Source organism: Sulfitobacter sp. PM12 (genome assembly GCF_045586035.1).
Taxonomy (GTDB): Bacteria; Pseudomonadota; Alphaproteobacteria; order Rhodobacterales; family Rhodobacteraceae; genus Sulfitobacter; species Sulfitobacter pontiacus.
On record NZ_CP151529.1, the window covers coordinates 889,906 to 906,463 of the forward strand.

The 16,558-nt window shown below is 59.0% G+C and carries 19 protein-coding genes; 11 read left to right on the top strand and 8 right to left on the bottom strand.

What is annotated here, in order from left to right:
• Nucleotides 1-90: 90 nt before the first annotated feature.
• The 5 genes from sucC to AADW22_RS04265 form a co-directional block, all read right to left on the bottom strand.
• On the bottom strand, nt 91-1,284 hold the full coding sequence (gene sucC, locus AADW22_RS04245; protein ID WP_005851509.1) for an ADP-forming succinate--CoA ligase subunit beta: 1,194 nt from the start codon (nt 1,282-1,284) through the stop codon (nt 91-93).
• Nucleotides 1,285-1,565: 281 nt separating this feature from the next.
• Nucleotides 1,566-2,603, bottom strand: a complete 1,038-nt coding sequence (locus AADW22_RS04250) for a MaoC family dehydratase (protein WP_407474318.1) — start codon at nt 2,601-2,603, stop codon at nt 1,566-1,568.
• The gene (locus AADW22_RS04255) at nt 2,603-2,806 is read right to left on the bottom strand and encodes a DUF1737 domain-containing protein (RefSeq protein WP_009826044.1); all 204 of its coding nucleotides are present in this window, start codon (nt 2,804-2,806) and stop codon (nt 2,603-2,605) included. The genes AADW22_RS04250 and AADW22_RS04255 overlap by 1 nt, the downstream gene beginning before the upstream one ends.
• An 18-nt stretch (nt 2,807-2,824) precedes the next feature.
• Nucleotides 2,825-3,382, bottom strand: a complete 558-nt coding sequence (locus AADW22_RS04260) for an NnrU family protein (protein ID WP_005851514.1) — start codon at nt 3,380-3,382, stop codon at nt 2,825-2,827.
• 5 nt (nt 3,383-3,387) lie between these two features.
• Nucleotides 3,388-4,245 (bottom strand): CoA ester lyase, encoded by an 858-nt coding sequence (locus AADW22_RS04265; RefSeq protein ID WP_064216135.1) that lies wholly within the window; start codon nt 4,243-4,245, stop codon nt 3,388-3,390.
• A gap of 174 nt (nt 4,246-4,419) precedes the next feature.
• On the opposite strand from AADW22_RS04265, the gene AADW22_RS04270 reads away from it, so the two are divergent.
• The 11 genes from AADW22_RS04270 to AADW22_RS04320 all read left to right on the top strand — a co-directional run bounded on the left by AADW22_RS04270 (nt 4,420) and on the right by AADW22_RS04320 (nt 13,165).
• Nucleotides 4,420-4,596 carry a hypothetical protein gene (locus AADW22_RS04270; RefSeq protein WP_288961064.1) on the top strand — a complete coding sequence of 59 codons (177 nt, stop codon included), beginning with the start codon at nt 4,420-4,422 and terminating at the stop codon, nt 4,594-4,596.
• 120 nt (nt 4,597-4,716) lie between these two features.
• On the top strand, nt 4,717-5,739 hold the full coding sequence (locus AADW22_RS04275; protein WP_341204824.1) for a PRC-barrel domain-containing protein: 1,023 nt from the start codon (nt 4,717-4,719) through the stop codon (nt 5,737-5,739).
• Nucleotides 5,740-5,928: 189 nt separating this feature from the next.
• Nucleotides 5,929-6,891 (top strand): malate dehydrogenase, encoded by a 963-nt coding sequence (mdh, locus tag AADW22_RS04280; RefSeq protein WP_037943261.1) that lies wholly within the window; start codon nt 5,929-5,931, stop codon nt 6,889-6,891.
• A 433-nt stretch (nt 6,892-7,324) separates the two neighbouring features.
• Entirely contained in the window at nt 7,325-7,708 is a 384-nt protein-coding gene (gene sdhC, locus AADW22_RS04285; protein ID WP_005851524.1) for a succinate dehydrogenase, cytochrome b556 subunit, read from the top strand.
• Nucleotides 7,709-7,719: 11 nt separating this feature from the next.
• Entirely contained in the window at nt 7,720-8,091 is a 372-nt protein-coding gene (gene sdhD, locus AADW22_RS04290) for a succinate dehydrogenase, hydrophobic membrane anchor protein (protein WP_037964988.1), read from the top strand.
• Nucleotides 8,092-8,122: 31 nt separating this feature from the next.
• A complete protein-coding gene (gene sdhA, locus AADW22_RS04295; RefSeq protein WP_407474319.1) occupies nt 8,123-9,928 on the top strand; it encodes a succinate dehydrogenase flavoprotein subunit in 1,806 nt (601 codons plus the stop codon).
• A gap of 82 nt (nt 9,929-10,010) precedes the next feature.
• Entirely contained in the window at nt 10,011-10,346 is a 336-nt protein-coding gene (locus tag AADW22_RS04300) for a hypothetical protein (protein ID WP_005851528.1), read from the top strand.
• Complete coding sequence (locus AADW22_RS04305) at nt 10,346-11,161, top strand: FkbM family methyltransferase (protein ID WP_005851530.1); 816 nt, start codon at nt 10,346-10,348, stop codon at nt 11,159-11,161. Before AADW22_RS04300 ends, AADW22_RS04305 begins: the two co-directional genes overlap by 1 nt.
• Nucleotides 11,162-11,214: 53 nt before the next feature.
• Entirely contained in the window at nt 11,215-11,994 is a 780-nt protein-coding gene (locus AADW22_RS04310; protein WP_005851531.1) for a succinate dehydrogenase iron-sulfur subunit, read from the top strand.
• Nucleotides 11,995-12,055: 61 nt separating this feature from the next.
• The gene (locus AADW22_RS04315) at nt 12,056-12,271 is read left to right on the top strand and encodes a hypothetical protein (RefSeq protein ID WP_407474320.1); all 216 of its coding nucleotides are present in this window, start codon (nt 12,056-12,058) and stop codon (nt 12,269-12,271) included.
• Nucleotides 12,272-12,322: 51 nt separating this feature from the next.
• Nucleotides 12,323-13,165: an urea carboxylase-associated family protein gene (locus AADW22_RS04320; RefSeq protein WP_407474321.1), complete on the top strand. Its 843-nt coding sequence runs from the start codon at nt 12,323-12,325 to the stop codon at nt 13,163-13,165.
• An 80-nt stretch (nt 13,166-13,245) separates the two neighbouring features.
• Here AADW22_RS04320 and deoD read toward each other — a convergent pair whose 3' ends face one another.
• The 3 genes from deoD to AADW22_RS04335 all read right to left on the bottom strand — a co-directional run bounded on the left by deoD (nt 13,246) and on the right by AADW22_RS04335 (nt 16,429).
• Entirely contained in the window at nt 13,246-13,956 is a 711-nt protein-coding gene (deoD, locus tag AADW22_RS04325; RefSeq protein ID WP_005851536.1) for a purine-nucleoside phosphorylase, read from the bottom strand.
• An 82-nt stretch (nt 13,957-14,038) separates the two neighbouring features.
• Nucleotides 14,039-14,353, bottom strand: coding sequence for an H-NS family nucleoid-associated regulatory protein (locus AADW22_RS04330; protein ID WP_005851537.1), 315 nt, complete (start codon nt 14,351-14,353; stop codon nt 14,039-14,041).
• An 84-nt stretch (nt 14,354-14,437) separates the two neighbouring features.
• Entirely contained in the window at nt 14,438-16,429 is a 1,992-nt protein-coding gene (locus AADW22_RS04335) for a methylmalonyl-CoA mutase family protein (RefSeq protein ID WP_407474576.1), read from the bottom strand.
• Nucleotides 16,430-16,558 lie beyond the last annotated feature (129 nt).

A 16,558-nucleotide genomic window follows, 5' to 3' on the forward strand; every position in this document is an offset into this window, starting at 1 on the left:
GCGTTACTGGCCGCCCCGAAAGGGACAGCCAGCGCGGCAATGGAAAAACAAAAGGCGAGACGATGCATCATCCAAGCTTTCCAGCCAGTTTTAGCCTTTGACCGCTTTCACGATCTTTTGCGCGCCATCTTTCAGGTCGTCCGCAGCGATCACGTCCAGGCCGGAGTTGTTGATGATGGCTTTGCCTTCTTCAACGTTTGTGCCTTCCAGACGGACAACCAGCGGAACCTGCAGGCCGACTTCCTTCACGGCTGCGACCACACCTTCGGCGATGACGTCACAGCGCATGATGCCACCGAAGATGTTGACCAGAATACCTTTGACCTGCGGGTCGGAGGTGATGATCTTGAACGCTTCGGTCACTTTCTCTTTGGTGGCACCACCACCAACATCAAGGAAGTTCGCAGGCTCGGCGCCGTAAAGCTTGATGATGTCCATTGTAGCCATCGCCAGACCGGCACCGTTCACCATGCAGCCGATTTCACCGTCCAGAGCGATGTAGTTCAGGTCGTACTTGGACGCCTCGAGCTCTTTGGGGTCTTCTTCGGTGGTGTCGCGCAGATCGGCAATATCGCCGTGGCGGTACATCGCGTTGCCGTCAAAGCTGACTTTGGCGTCCAGCACTTTGAGGTCGCCGCTGTCGGTGACGATCAGCGGGTTGATTTCCAGCATTTCCATGTCTTTTTCGACGAAGGCTTTGAACAGCTGGCCCATCAGGGTCACACATTGTTTGACCTGCTTGCCTTCCAGCCCCAGGGCGAAAGCAACGCGGCGGCCGTGGTAGGGCTGGAAGCCCGCGGCGGGGTCAACAGAGAAGCTGATGATTTTTTCAGGGGTGGACTCGGCTACTTCTTCGATGTCCATGCCGCCCTCGGTGGAGCAGACGAACCCGATGCGCGAGGTCTGGCGATCCACCAGCAGCGCGAGGTACAATTCGGTTTCGATGCCCGAACCGTCTTCGATGTAGATCCGGTTGACCTGTTTGCCCGCGGGGCCGGTCTGATGCGTGACCAGGGTGCGGCCCAGCATTTTCTTGGCTTCCTCGGCGGCTTCTTCAACCGATTTGGTCAGGCGTACACCGCCTTTGTCGCCAGCGTCGGCTTCTTTGAAAGACCCCTTGCCGCGGCCACCTGCGTGGATCTGTGCCTTGACGACCCAAAGAGGTCCGTCCATCTCGCCTGCGGCTGTTTTCGCTTCTTCAGCTTTCAGCACGACCCGGCCGTCGGATACTGGCGCGCCGTAGCTACGCAAAAGGGCTTTTGCCTGATATTCGTGGATGTTCATAAAAAACGGTCCCGTCTTTGTTCCAGTCTAATCGCGGTATACGATTGAGTCTTGATACTCGGTAAACAGTTTTTCGGAGAAATACAGGGTTTTCCAGATAAAAGCGACATTTGTGATCACACGAATTTCGCGTGTGATCACAAAATAGCGCTAACGGTGGAAAATCTGCGGAATGTTGCCGACGCAGCGGCTGTTGCGCTAGGAAACCCCACGTTTTAAGGGCCGAACGCGACATATAGTTGTTTGTTTTGCGACCGGTCAGCCGTCGTCAAGGGGTCGTCCTACTTGGGAATCAGTGCCCAGTAATCGAGGTCGAGCAGGACATCGGGCAGGTATTTGCCGTCTTCACCCTTCAGCTTGAACGGCTCTCCGCCTTTGGTGGCGACCAAGCGCAAGCGCAATGCGCCGACACCTGGTTTGTCGGTATCGACTTTGTCCAGAACCTCGGTCCAGGCGCGGATTGTGTCGCCAGACAGGCAGGGGTTCGCATGCGCCCCGCCGTTCAGCCCCACGATCATCTGCGCATTGGCCAGCCCGTTGAACGACAGCGCCCGCGCCATAGAGATCACGTGCCCGCCATAGATCAGCCGCGACCCGTCGGGGCGGGCAGAGGTGTCAAAGTGCACTTTCGCCGTGTTCTGCCACAGGCGGGTGGCCATCATATGCTCCGCCTCTTCGACGGTGACGCCATCCACGTGGTCGATCATCTCGCCCACGGTATAATCATCCCAGCGATGCGCCTCGCCCGCGAGGGTAAAGTCGTAATTGCTGAAGTCGAGCGTTTCGGGAATCGACAGATCTTCAACCGTCAGCGCCTTGGGAAGATCGGGCACGACCGTTTCGGGGGCGGGGGCATCGACATCACGTTTGCGCACCATTACCCAGCGGACATACTCCAGCACCTTGGTGTCGTTCTGGTTAAAGCCGGTGGTGCGTACATAGACGACGCCGGTTTTCCCGTTAGAGTTCTGCTTGAGCCCGATCACCTCGGATTCAGATCGCAGCGTATCGCCAGGCCAGACCGGCGCCAGCCAGCGCCCCTGCGCATAGCCAAGATTGGCGACCGCGTTCAGCGATACATCCGGCACGGTTTTCCCGAACACGATGTGAAAGGTGATCATATCGTCCAGCGGGCTGGCAGGCAGGCCGCAGCTTTGGGCAAACTGGTCAGAGGAATAAAGCGCATGACGTGCGGGATACAGCGCGTGGTACAGCGCGCGTTCACCATCCTTGACCGTGCGAGGCACAGCATGATGCAACGTCTCGCCTACTTTATAGTCCTCGAAGAAACGGCCCTTGTTGGTCTTTGCCTGTGCCATCAATGCGCCCCCAGTTTGGTGTCGGGCGTATAGGTGCCTTCGACTTCCTTGGTCACAGCCTGACCGCAACGCATGACATTTGCCTTGGCATCCCATGTCTGCGTGGGCGTGCCGTAAAGCTCCCACCCCTTGTTCAGCGCGTCGGTGACCTTGTGGCAAAAGGCGGAAGTGTCCTCTTCGGACAGGAAACGATAGAGTTTCATGGGGGTTCTTTCAGTAACTCAGGAAAAGGGAGAGACGCCAAGCAGGGTATGGATCGCGGTCACAACGACCAGCATCACCAGCGTGATCACCGCAAGGCGGATATAGGTGGCCTTGCCCGCGGGGGCAGGGGGTGTCCAGTTGGGTTCGGCGCGGTTGATCAGGATCACGGAACCGACCGCCCATGCCAGCATAGAGCCAAACAGCAGGATAGAGGCGAGATCCCCGTTCACCAGCAAATGCGCGACCGCCCAGATTTTGACAGCCATCAGCTGCGGGTGGCGGGTTTTATAGGCGGGCCAGGCCTTGGCCCCTTTGGCCGCACTGGACCCGTAGACCCAGAATGCCAGCACCATCAGCAAGTTGTTCAGATGCGTCAGGAAGGGCGGGGGAGTCCAGACGGGGATAAACGCGGCCCCGCGGTATCCGATAATGATCATGACCAGCGCCGCCACGATGGCAACGGCGATGATGCCTTTGCCCCGTCGGCCCATAGCTGCGCGCTGGTCCGGCATGAAGCGACGGAAATAATGGGCACCGACCCATAAGATCAGACCAAGGATCAAAAGTGCCATCATCAGGTTTACTCCGTTTGCAGGGCCGCGATCGCGTCCAGCTTTGCCAATGTTTCGCGTGCGGTGGCGACATGCAGGTTTTCAACGATGCGCCCGTCCACAACGGCCACACCCTGACCTGTCGCCTGCATTTCGTCAAACGCCTCGATCTGGCGGCGGGCCAGGTCGGCTTCGGCCTCGGAGGGGGAGAATGCCTCGTTCGCGACGTCCAGCTGCGCGGGGTGGATCAAGGTTTTGCCGTCAAAGCCCATGTCGCGGCCCTGATCACATTCAACGCGGTGGCCTTCGTCATCCTTGAACGCATTGTAAACGCCATCGACAATCGCGATGCCGTTGGCCTTGGCTGCCAGTACGCAGAGGCCAAGCCCGGTCATCAGGGGCAGGCGGTCGGCGCGCACGCGGGTTTGCAGGTCTTTGTTCAGGTCGTTGGTGCCCATCACCATACATTGCAGCTTGGGATGCGCGCCAATCGCGGCGGCATTCAGCATCGCACCCGGCGTTTCCATCATCGCCCAAAGCGGGATGTCGCCGGTGATTTCGGCCAGTGCGTCCAGATCGGCGGGGTTGCCGACTTTGGGCAGCAAAATGGCGTCGCAGTCCATCTTCGCCGCGGCGCGGGCATCGTCGGCACCCCATTCGGTGTCCAGCCCGTTGATGCGGATCACCTTATACCGGCTGCCATAGCCGCCGTCTTTCAGCGCCGTGGCGAGTGTTTCACGTGCAGCGGTTTTTTCTTCCGGGATCACGGCGTCTTCGAGGTCAAAGATAATCGCATCGGCCGGCAGCCCGCGGGCTTTGTCTAACGCGCGGTCCTTGGAGCCGGGGATATACAGAACGGAACGCAGGGGGCGGGTGATTTTCGACATTTGCGACTCTCCAAGAAATAATGTTGCGTGCAGGTCTGCATTTTTAGACGAAAACTTCAAGCGCAAACGCGCCGCAGCGCAGCGTCAGATAATTTGCGGCTTTAACGCGGCCTTCAGGTTTTGCTGCCAGAAGGAAAGGCGTCTTGGTGCGTGTGTAAGTGTAAGAGGTGTAGAATGGTAAAGCTGTTTAACCTGATCGGGCTGGCAACTGCCGCGGCGGCGGTGGTGGCGCTGACGCAGGATGTCGCGGCGGGGACGCGAACCGCAGGTTGTGACGGATGCCACAAGATTTCCGCAAAAATTTCGCACCCGCCGCAGGATCAACAAACTAAGGAGGTGGGCCCCATTTGATATGTCATAGATTATAAAAGCGGCGAAAAAAGATACGGATCGCCGGAACGCAATCGCCACATCATCGTTGATATCACAACCGAGTGATTATCACCCGGAACTTCTAAAGGAGTATCAACAATGAAACGTATTCTTGGCACAACCGCAATCATCCTGAGCTTGACTGGTCCCGCATTTGCAGATGCACATGCAGCTGGTTTTGGTACCGTGACAGCGCAAGAAACTGACTTCTTCGCGTCCGACCTGATCGGCATGCGTATCTACAATTCCGAGACAGAAGTTGAAGCAAACTCCACCATCGCCGCTGACGGCGAAAAGGAATGGGACGACATCGGCGAGATCAACGACGTCCTGCTGGATTCCGAAGGCAACGTTAAGGCCGTTATCCTCGGCATTGGCGGCTTCCTCGGCATGGGTGAGCGTGACGTAAGCGTGAACATGGACGAGATTCGCATCGTGACCGAAGAAGGTGACAGCGACGACCGTTTCCTTGTGGTGAACACAAGCAAAGAGATGCTTGAAAAAGCCCCAGCGTTCGAACGTATGGACGACGAAGCTGACATGGAAACCGAAGCAAACATGGACGCCAACGCCGACATGAACGCTGACACAGACATGGCAGCGACCGACATGAACGCCGAAGCTGAGGTCGACACAGAGACCGAAATGGAAGCGGATGCCGAAGCACTGGCAAACGAAGCTGAAATGGAAGCCGAAGAAGCAGCCGCTGAAACAGAGCAGGCCGTTGATGAAGCAACCACTGAAATGGCCGAAGGGGCAAACGAACTGGAGCAAGACATGGAACGCCCCATGCTGACAGCCCCAGCGGTTGAGCGTGAAGGCTATGCAAACGCCACAGCTGATGAAGTTGCCGCGCTGACAGCAGAAGACCTTGAAGGGTCCTATGTTTACGGTGCCAACGACGAGACCGTCGGTGAAATCGGTGCCCTTGTTATGGGTGACAACGGCGAAGTTGGCCAAGTTGTGATCAACGTCGGTGGTTTCCTGGGCATTGGCGAAAAGCCAGTAGCCGTTACATGGGACGAACTGCAAATCATGAAGAACGCTGAAGGCGACGACTTCCGCATCTACATCGACAGCAGCGAAGAAGCGCTTGAAGCACAGCCCGAATACCAAGGCTAAGCTTAACGCTAAGTCAAATTCGGCAATAGCTTGCTGAAAAGCTGACCAAGACGGGATCGTTTCGAAAGGAACGGTCCCGTTTTTTATGGCTCTGCGTGATGTGACGTGATGCCGGACCAAGCGCAACTTGCACGGTGCGCTTCATTTCGGTATCCCGAAGCGAAATGTAACCCTGTCGGAGTATACCACATGGCCAGACCCAAGATCGCGCTTATCGGCGCAGGGCAAATCGGGGGCACGCTTGCCCATCTCGCAGCAATCAAGGAACTGGGCGACGTTGTCCTGTTCGACATCGCCGAAGGTATCCCGCAGGGTAAGGCCCTCGATATCGCAGAATCGGGCCCATCCGCCAAATTCGACGCGACCATGACCGGCGCGAACGACTACTCGGAAATCGCTGGCGCAGACGTATGCATCGTGACTGCCGGTGTTGCGCGTAAGCCCGGCATGAGCCGTGATGACCTGCTGGGAATCAACCTGAAGGTCATGAAATCGGTTGGCGAAGGCATTGCTGCCCACGCACCAGACGCATTCGTTATCTGCATCACCAACCCGCTGGACGCGATGGTTTGGGCGCTGCGCGAATTCTCCGGTCTGCCTCACCACAAGGTTTGCGGTATGGCTGGTGTGCTTGATTCGGCACGCTTCCGTCACTTCCTCGCGACTGAATTCAACGTCTCCATGAAAGACGTCACTGCCTTCGTACTGGGCGGCCACGGCGATACAATGGTGCCCCTGACGCGCTATTCCACCGTTGCGGGTATCCCATTGCCTGATCTGGTGAAAATGGGCTGGACCACACAGGATAAGCTGGATGCGATCGTTCAGCGGACCCGTGATGGCGGTGCCGAAATCGTTGGCCTGCTGAAAACGGGTTCGGCGTTCTACGCGCCTGCGACATCGGCAATCGAAATGGCCGAAGCCTATCTGAAGGACCAAAAACGCGTTCTGCCATGCGCCGCCTATGTTGACGGTGCCTATGGTCTGGACGGCTTCTACGTCGGCGTGCCCACCGTGATCGGTGCTGGTGGCGTCGAGCGTGTGGTCGAGATTGCGATGAACAAGGACGAACAGTCCATGTTCGACAACTCTGTGAACGCCGTTAAAGGCTTGGTCGATGCGTGCAAAGGCATCGATGAATCGCTGAAGTAATACCCCAAGGTGCAGCGGGCGGGTGTGGTCGAGATCACGGTAAACCCCGGCCGCTGCACCTGCACTTGCTATTGGACGATCCCGCGGGGTGAAGCCAAAGCCGCTTGCTCCCCCCGCTCAGATCAGTCTCCGCAGGTAGCCAAATCTGCCGCGTCGTAAGTTGAAGACATGCGCATCATGCGGCGCGCAAACGGACGCTTGGGGCTGAGTTTTCGCCCAAACGGCTGCCGAAAAACCCGATGAATTTGGTTGGCTTTAGTGCTTGTGATCACAGCTGGAAAATTAGTGATCACAAATTGCAGAAATGTCCGGCGCTAACCGAAGGGTTTGGGCAACTGCGCCAATAAACCGCTTCAAATTCACGCCTCTGGACGTGACAGTCCCAAAAATACCGTTATCTATGACCGCAACCTGACGAGAAAAGGAATCCATCATGGCAGATGTGAACCGGGGCAATCGCCCGCTGTCACCCCACCTGACGATCTATCGCCCGCAACTGACCTCCATGACGTCGATCCTGACGCGCATCACCGGCAACGCGATGCTGGTTGCCGCGCTTCTGATCGTCTGGTGGTTCCTCGCGGCAGCAACGTCGGCGGAGTATTTTGATATCGCGAACGGTTTCATCACCAGCTGGTTCGGTGATCTGGTCATGTTCCTGTCGCTGCTGGGGCTGTGGTATCACACGCTGGCCGGTATCCGGCACCTGATTTGGGACAACGGCTATGCGCTGGATATCCCGACGGCTGAAAAGCTGGGCTGGGCCGCGCTGATCGGTTCAGTCGTTTTGACCATCATCACCGCGCTGATCATCTGAGGGATAGACACATGGCTTATTTGACAGACCGCAAACGCGCTATGGGCATGGGCTCGGCCAAATCGGGCACCGCACATTTCTGGGCGATGAAAGTCAGCTCTGTTGCGCTGCTGATCCTGATCCCGCTTTTCGTCTTTACCTTCGGGTCCGCCCTTGGGGGCACCTACGAAGAGATCATCGCCTACTACAGCAGGCCTTTCCCCGCGATCGTCGCCGCCCTGACGCTGATCGTTGGCTTCAAACATTTTAACGACGGTGTCCAAGTGCTGATCGAGGATTACGTCCACGGGCTGTCGCAGAAAGTTGCGATCATCCTGATGACCTGCCTCAGCTATGGTGCGGCCGCGGTTGGCGTTTTCGCCATCGCCCGCATCGCGCTTTAACACACGCCTACGCTATACCGGAGACCGAGACATGGCTGCATATGAATATGAAACGCATGAATATGATGTCGTTGTCGTGGGGGCTGGCGGCGCTGGCCTGCGTGCGACACTTGGCATGGCAGAGCAAGGGCTGAAAACAGCCTGCGTGACCAAAGTTTTCCCGACCCGTTCGCACACGGTTGCGGCGCAGGGCGGTATCGCGGCGTCGCTGTCCAACATGGGCCCCGATAACTGGCAGTGGCATATGTATGACACGGTCAAGGGCTCTGACTGGCTGGGTGACACCGATGCGATGGAATACCTCGCACGCGAAGCCCCAAAAGCGGTGTACGAGCTTGAACACTACGGTGTGCCTTTCTCGCGGACCGAAGCGGGCAAGATCTACCAGCGTCCCTTCGGCGGCCACACCACCGAATTTGGCGAAGGCCCCCCCGTGCAGCGGACCTGTGCCGCCGCCGACCGGACCGGCCACGCGATCCTGCACACGCTTTACGGCCAGTCGCTAAAGCATAACGCGGAATTCTACATCGAGTATTTCGCCATTGATCTGATCATGTCGGATGATGGTGTGTGTCAGGGTGTGCTGTGCTGGAAGCTGGACGACGGCACCATGCACCTGTTCAGCGCCAAGATGGTTGTTCTGGCGACAGGTGGCTATGGCCGTGCCTATTTCTCGGCGACATCGGCGCATACCTGCACCGGCGACGGCGGCGGTATGGCGGCGCGCGCGGGCCTGCCTTTGCAGGATATGGAATTCGTGCAATTCCACCCCACCGGCATCTATGGCGCGGGCTGTCTGATCACCGAAGGCGCACGTGGCGAAGGCGGGTATCTGACCAACTCCGAAGGCGAACGCTTTATGGAGCGGTATGCCCCCACCTACAAAGACCTTGCCAGCCGTGACGTTGTTTCGCGCTGTATGACGATGGAAATACGTGAAGGCCGCGGTGTGGGCGAGAACAAGGACCACATCCACCTGCACCTGAACCACCTGCCCAAGGAAACGCTTGATCTGCGTCTGCCCGGTATCTCTGAATCCGCGCGCATCTTTGCCGGTGTAGACCTGACCAAGGAGCCGATCCCGGTTCTGCCGACCGTACACTACAACATGGGCGGCATCCCCACCAACTATTGGGGCGAAGTGCTGGCACCGACCGAAGACGCGCCGGACCGCGTGGCACCGGGCCTGATGGCCGTGGGCGAAGCGGGCTGTGCCTCGGTACACGGGGCGAACCGCTTGGGCTCGAACTCTCTCATTGACCTTGTGGTCTTTGGCCGTGCCGCCGCGATCCGCGCGAAAGAGGTCGTCGACGCAGAGGCACCCGTGCCGACACCGAACCAGAAATCGGTCGATGCCGCCTTTGAACGCTTCGACGGCCTGCGCTATTCCAAGGGCCAGATCCCGACCGCCGAGCTGCGCCTTGAAATGCAGAAAACTATGCAGGCCGATGCTGCGGTTTTCCGTACCGACAAGACGCTGAACGACGGCAAGGTCAAGATGGACGAGGTCGCTGGCAAGATCGCTGACCTGCACGTGACCGACACATCGCTGGTCTGGAACTCTGACCTGATGGAAACGCTTGAGCTGACCAACCTGATGCCGAACGCCGTGGCCACCATCACCGCCGCTGCCGCCCGCAAGGAAAGCCGCGGGGCGCATGCCCACGAAGATTATCCTGATCGCGATGACGAGAACTGGCGCAAGCACAGCCTCGCGTATTTCGACGGGAACGCGGCAACGCTCAGCTACCGTGGTGTGCACCTTGACCCGCTGACCGAGGAATCCGAAGGCGGGATCGACATGAAAAAGATCGCACCCAAAGCACGGGTGTATTGATCTGAAACCCTGCCTCCGCTTTTGGGGGCAGGGGACCAAACCGGGGGCCATGCCCTCGTCCTGCAGGCGGAGGGCAGGCGACATGAAACAGTTTATCGCTATGACCATGATTTTGGCCGCGTCCGCTTGTGCGCAAGCAACGCAGCAGGTCGACAGCATCGCCCGCGAAGGTACCAAGGGGGTCATCACCGAAACCCTTGCCACGCGCTTTCCGCAGGTGCCCAAGCAGCTGATCACGCCCTTCACCGATTGTATCGTCGACAATGCCGATGCGGCTCAGGTGCGCGTTTTCGCCAAATCCGCCGTGATCGGCGTGGATGACACCACCGTCGCCACCGTGCGCGCGGTACTGTCGCGCCCCGAAACCGTGCAATGCCTGTCGCGTTCCGCTGGCAGCGTCCCGGGGTTGCTGGGCTAATGGGTCACCCGAACGTCACGCCGGATACGCAGGGCAAGGATGCAGGCCATATGGCCGATCTGCGCGCGCAATTCCGTGACGGGGACACCAGCGAACGCACCCGCATCAAGTCGCAGCTTGGCCCCACAGAGGTGGAGTTCGCTGACATCCGCATGGTGGTGGACCCGCGCGATAACTATACCGAAACCTGCCTTTGGCTGAACGAATACCCGCCCGAGATCAAATCGCTGGTGGCTTTGGTCGAACTGGTGGAAGACCGCAACATGCTGGTCTTTGACATCGGTGCCAACTGCGGGGCCTATTCGATCCCGCTGGCGATGGCCGCGGGCGACGGGTCGCGCGTTGTTGCATTCGAACCCAACCCGCTGATGATTGGCCGGCTTGGCATGAACATCGCGCTGAACAATCTGACCGACCGCGTGCGTATCGAAGGCTGCGCGCTGTCCGACCGCGAGGGCGAGGCGATGCTGAACTTCCGCGGGCACAACTACGGTCAGGCATCACTGCTCCCGATCGAGGGCAAGCAACAGAACGGCGGCGTGCTGGTGCCCACACGGCCCCTGTCCGCCTTTACACACGCCGCACGGCACCATGACGGCACGATCCTCAAGATCGATGTCGAAGGGGCCGAGGAGGTCGTGCTGAACCCCATCCTCGCGCAGGGCAAATCCGGCGGCTGGCTGCCGGATGCGATCTTGATAGAGGTCCGCCATGCGGATCAGTGGGACGGCGACCTTTGTGCAGAGATACTGGCCGCCGGGTACCGTCAAACCCTGCGCGCCGAGGGAAATGCGCTTTACATCCGAAAGACGTAAGCGCCAGAATTGTAACGAACTGGGCAACTGCCCGACAGACCAGGAGAAGCGATATGGTTCAACTCACGCTCCCCAAGAACTCCCGGATGACGACCGGAAAAACATGGCCCAAACCCGAAGGTGCCAAGAACCTGCGGCAGTTTCAGGTCTATCGCTGGAATCCGGACGACGGCAAGAACCCGGCCATCGACACGTATTTCGTCGATATGGACACCTGCGGCCCGATGATTCTGGACGCGCTGATCAAGATCAAGAACGAGATCGACCCGACCCTGACCTTCCGCCGGTCCTGCCGTGAAGGCATCTGCGGATCCTGCGCGATGAACATCGACGGGATCAACACGCTGGCCTGTACCTATGGCGTGGACGAGGTGAAAGGCGCGGTGAAGATCTATCCGTTGCCACACATGCCCGTGGTCAAGGATCTGATCCCCGATCTTACGCATTTCTACGCGCAGCATGCCTCCATCCAGCCGTGGCTTGAAACCAAGACGGCAGAGCCCGCGAAAGAATGGAAACAGTCGATCGACGATCGTGCCAAGCTTGACGGGCTTTACGAGTGCATCATGTGCGCCTGCTGTTCGACATCCTGCCCCAGCTACTGGTGGAACGGCGACCGCTACCTCGGGCCAGCCGCATTGCTGCATGCCTACCGCTGGATCATCGACAGCCGCGATGAAGCCACAGGCGAACGTCTGGACGATCTGGAAGACCCGTTCAAACTGTACCGCTGCCACACCATCATGAACTGCGCCAAGACCTGCCCCAAGGGCCTGAACCCTGCCGCAGCCATCGCCAATATCAAAAAGATGATGGTCGAACGCACCGTTTGATCCCATCGCAACCTGCGCCTCCCGCTGCCCATTGGCGCGGGGGGCGTGACATGTGCCCCCTATGATCCTGATTGCCTTTGCCATCGCTTTTGCGATCGTCGCCTATGTTGCCTACCGTGATAAGGGGGTGCGTGGATGCCGCTGGCGCAAGGACAGTAACCGCGACAAAGGCAGCCTGCAGTTCTACCACTGTGTCGCCTGCGGAGCAGAGGCCTATACCGCCACCCAATCGGCCCCCCGCGACTGCAAGGCCAATGTCGGCGCACGGCCTCTCTGACGCCGTGCGCGATGGCCTCAGGATCGGACCCGACAGTCAGGAGTTTCCGCTATGACACCGCCCCATGATGCCGACGCCCGCCGCGCTGTTGCGCCCGTGATCTGCTATCCCGTCGAAACGCTGCCCGTGCCTGACATGGCGCTTTACGGACGCGCGCGCGAAACGCTGACCAAAGTGGACGAGGTCACCGTCGCCCCTCGTGACGCAAGCTGCTTTACCGTGCCTGCGGGACATTTCTTTCGGATCACCTCGGTAGAGGGGCCACAGGTCGGTGACCTGAACCTCTGGGCGCAAGACGATCTGTCCGAACGGTTCTACTCCGGCAAAACCCGCGCACTGCATGGCACGCATATCACCACCGGACAGCGCATGTGGAGCAGTTTTCCCACGCTGCGCCCTATGGCGACGCTGACCCATGATACGCTCGACTGGTACGGCATGGATGCCTTCGGCGGCTCGGTGCATGATGTGATCGGCACGCGCTGTGATCCCTATACCAACCAGCTGTTGTCGGGCGGGCAATACCACCATTGCTGCCACTCCAACCTGATCCGGGCCTTGGCCGATCATCAGGGCATCACGCACGCCGAGGCAGAGCCTTTCGTGCATGATGTGCTGAACGTCTTTATGTGCACCGGCTTTACCCGCGACACCGGCCAGTATTTCATGAAGGCCAGCCCCGTGCGTCCCGGCGACTACCTTGAATTTTTCGCCGAGATCGACCTGCTTGGCGCGCTCAGCGCCTGTCCGGGGGGGGATTGCTCCGCCAAACACTCCTCGGACGTTGCCGCCTGCTATCCGCTGCTGGTAGAGGTGTTCGCCCCCGCCAAAGGCGCGCTTGATGGGTGGCAAAGCCCGCCTCCCAACGGCTACGACCGCAGCCACGGGGGCTAAGGGATCGAGGATAGCGCCTGGCCGTGCTTCCAAATGGATATAAATCCCCCGCGGAGCGTCCGACGGGGGATCATCGCGCATCAGCTGTTGGGGAAAGCCGCCTGTAGCGCGATTTCGACCATATCGCCAAAGGATTTCTCGCGCTCTTCCGCGGGCAGCGCTTCGCCGGTTTGCAGGTGGTCGCTGACTGTCAGCACCGCCAGCGCACGGCGTTTGTGGCGCGCGGCGAGGGTATAAAGCTCTGCCGCTTCCATCTCGACGCCTAGAATACCGTGGCGGGTCATCTGCTCGTCCAGATCGGGGCGTTCGGCATAAAAGACATCCGAAGAATAGATACCGCCGACATGGGTTTTCGTGCCTTTCGCCTCTGCCGCGTCCACGGCAGCACGCAGCAGGGACCAATCGGCGCAGGGGGCGTAATTCATCTCGCGGAAGATACCGGAAGAAGGCGAGGTAATTGTCGTGGCGGTCATGGCAATAATGACATCGCGAATACCAACCTGCGGCTGCATCCCGCCACAAGATCCAATCCGAATAAGGGTTTGCGCGTTATATTCGGAAATCAATTCATTGGCATAAATCGACAGCGAGGGCATCCCCATGCCAGAGCCTTGAATAGTGACGCGGTTGCCATTCCATGTGCCGGTGAAACCCAGCATGCCGCGCACTTCATTTACAAGTTTTGCATCTTTAAGGAATGTTTCAGCAGCCCATTTCGCGCGATACGGGTCGCCGGGCATAAGGACTGTTTCGGCAATATCGCCGGGTTTCGCGCCAATATGGATTGTCATAGGATGCTCTTTATATTTCCAAAGCCAAGGGGATGCGCCAAGGGGACGCAATAACCGCGCGCGGTGCGCATGTCAGGCTGATTTACAGTTCCAACGTTTCCGGATCGGTGCCGCTGGCGATCAGGTCGCGGAACCAGTTGGGTTGGCGGCCCTTGCCGGTCCATGTCTGGCTGGGGTCTTCGGGGTTGGCGTATTTCGCGGCAGCTTTCGCGGCTTTGCCCTTTTTCGCACCGCCGGATACTTCATCCAGCGAGAACCCGTATTCGGCGGCTGCTTTTTCAGCGGCTTTGCGGGCTTCTACGCGGTCGCGTTCATATGCGTTTTTAATCGCCATCTTCACGTCTTCCAAATGCTGTTCCAGCTGTTTGTGGGACATTGTGCTTAGATCAATACTCATTCTCGCTCATTCCTTTGTCGAAAAGCCAATTAATGCTTTACGCCAAAAGAATGAACAAACAAAGAGTTTTTGAATTGGCCGCTTTTATTCGGCGGCCACAGTTTCGGGATCGGCGAGTGTGACGATGTCTGCCATAATTGTATTCAATTCAAAGTCTTTCGGCGTGTAAACGCGGGCGACACCCATAGCGCGCAATCTTTTGGCGTCTTCTTCTGGAATAATACCACCCACGATTACGGGAATGTGATCCAATCCGGCGGCGCGCATTTGTTTCATTAAATCCTCGACCAATGGAATATGCGATCCCGAAAGAATCGAAAGCCCGACAACGTGATGCTCTCCTTCGGCGGCGGCGGAAACAATTTCCGACGGCGTCAGGCGAATACCCTCATAGGCAATTTCCATGCCGCAATCGCGGGCGCGGACGGCGATCTGTTCCGCGCCGTTCGAATGGCCGTCGAGCCCCGGTTTCCCGACAAGGAAACTCAGCCGGCGGCCCAGGCGGCTGCTGACGGCGTCCACGGCGTCGCGCAGGTCGTCCAGCCCCTCGGTCTTGTTTGACCGGCCAGAAGCAACGCCTGTTGGCCCACGGTATTCACCGTGCACGCTGCGCATCTGTTCGGCCCATTCGCCGGTGGTAACCCCCGCCTTGGCGGCGGCGATAGAGGGCTCCATTACATTGCGCCCTTCGGCAGCGGCGGCGCGCAGATCGGCCAGCGCCTTGTCCACGGCGGCCTGATCACGGCTGTCGCGCCATGCGTTCAGACGGTTGATCTGGTCGGCCTCGACCGCGGGGTCCACGACCATGATTCCGCCATCGCCCGTCATCAGCGGCGAGGGTTCGCCCTGTTGCCATTTATTCACGCCCACGACGATGGTCTCGCCGGCCTCGATCCGACCCAGACGGTCCGCGTTGCTTTCGACCAGACGCGACTTCATATAGTCAATCGCCGAAATCGCGCCGCCCATATCGTCAAGGTTCGCCAGCTCGGCCCGTGCGCCCTCTTTCAGCGCTTCGACCTTGCGGTCCACGGCGGGGTTGCCATCGAACAGGTCGTCAAACTCCAGCAGGTCGGTCTCGTAGGCCATGATCTGCTGCATCCGCATCGACCATTGCTGGTCCCACGGGCGTGGCAGGCCAAGCGCTTCGTTCCACGCGGGCAGCTGCACGGCGCGGGCGCGGGCGTTCTTTGACAGGGTCACCGCAAGCATCTCGATCAGGATGCGGTAGACGTTATTTTCAGGCTGCTGTTCGGTCAGCCCGAGGGAGTTCACCTGCACCCCATAGCGGAAGCGGCGGTATTTCGGGTCTTCAACGCCATAGCGGTCGCGGCAGATTTCGTCCCAAAGGTCGCCAAAGGCGCGCATCTTGCACATTTCGGTGACAAAGCGGATGCCCGCGTTCACAAAGAAAGAGATCCGCCCCACCAGCATGGGGAAGTCCTCTTCGGGAACGCGGGGGCGCAGGGCGTCCAGCACGGCGGTGGCGGTGGCAAGGGCAAAGGCCAGCTCTTGCTCGGGCGTGGCACCGGCCTCTTGCAGGTGGTAGGAACAGACGTTCATCGGGTTCCACTTGGGCACGTTGGTATAGCAATACTCGGCCACATCCGCGATCATCTTGAGAGACGGGGCAGGCGGGCAGATATAGGTGCCACGCGACAGGTATTCCTTGATCAGGTCGTTCTGCACGGTGCCTTGCAGCTTGGACACATCCGCGCCCTGTTCCTCGGCCACAGCAATATACAGCGCCAGCAGCCACGGCGCGGTGGCGTTGATCGTCATCGAGGTGTTCATCTGTTCAAGCGGGATATCCTTGAACAGGCTGCGCATATCGCCCAAATGCGCCACGGGCACGCCCACTTTGCCGACTTCGCCGCGCGACAGGATGTGATCGCTGTCATATCCGGTCTGGGTGGGCAGGTCGAAGGCGACCGACAGGCCGGTCTGCCCTTTCAAAAGGTTCGCGCGATACAGCGCATTGGATGCCTCGGCGGTGGAGTGTCCGGCGTAGGTGCGGATCAGCCAGGGGCGGTCTTTTTGCGGTTGCGACATGGGGCGGCCTTTCGTGAATCGAATGGGTAATATTCTTGCGCTGGTCGATTGATACGTGAAATAATCAGGCTCTGTCAATTCGCTGCGTTGCGGCATGGGCGAAAGCCGCTGCGTTACGGTTGCGTGTGCCGTGCCTAGGGGCACCCTATGTGT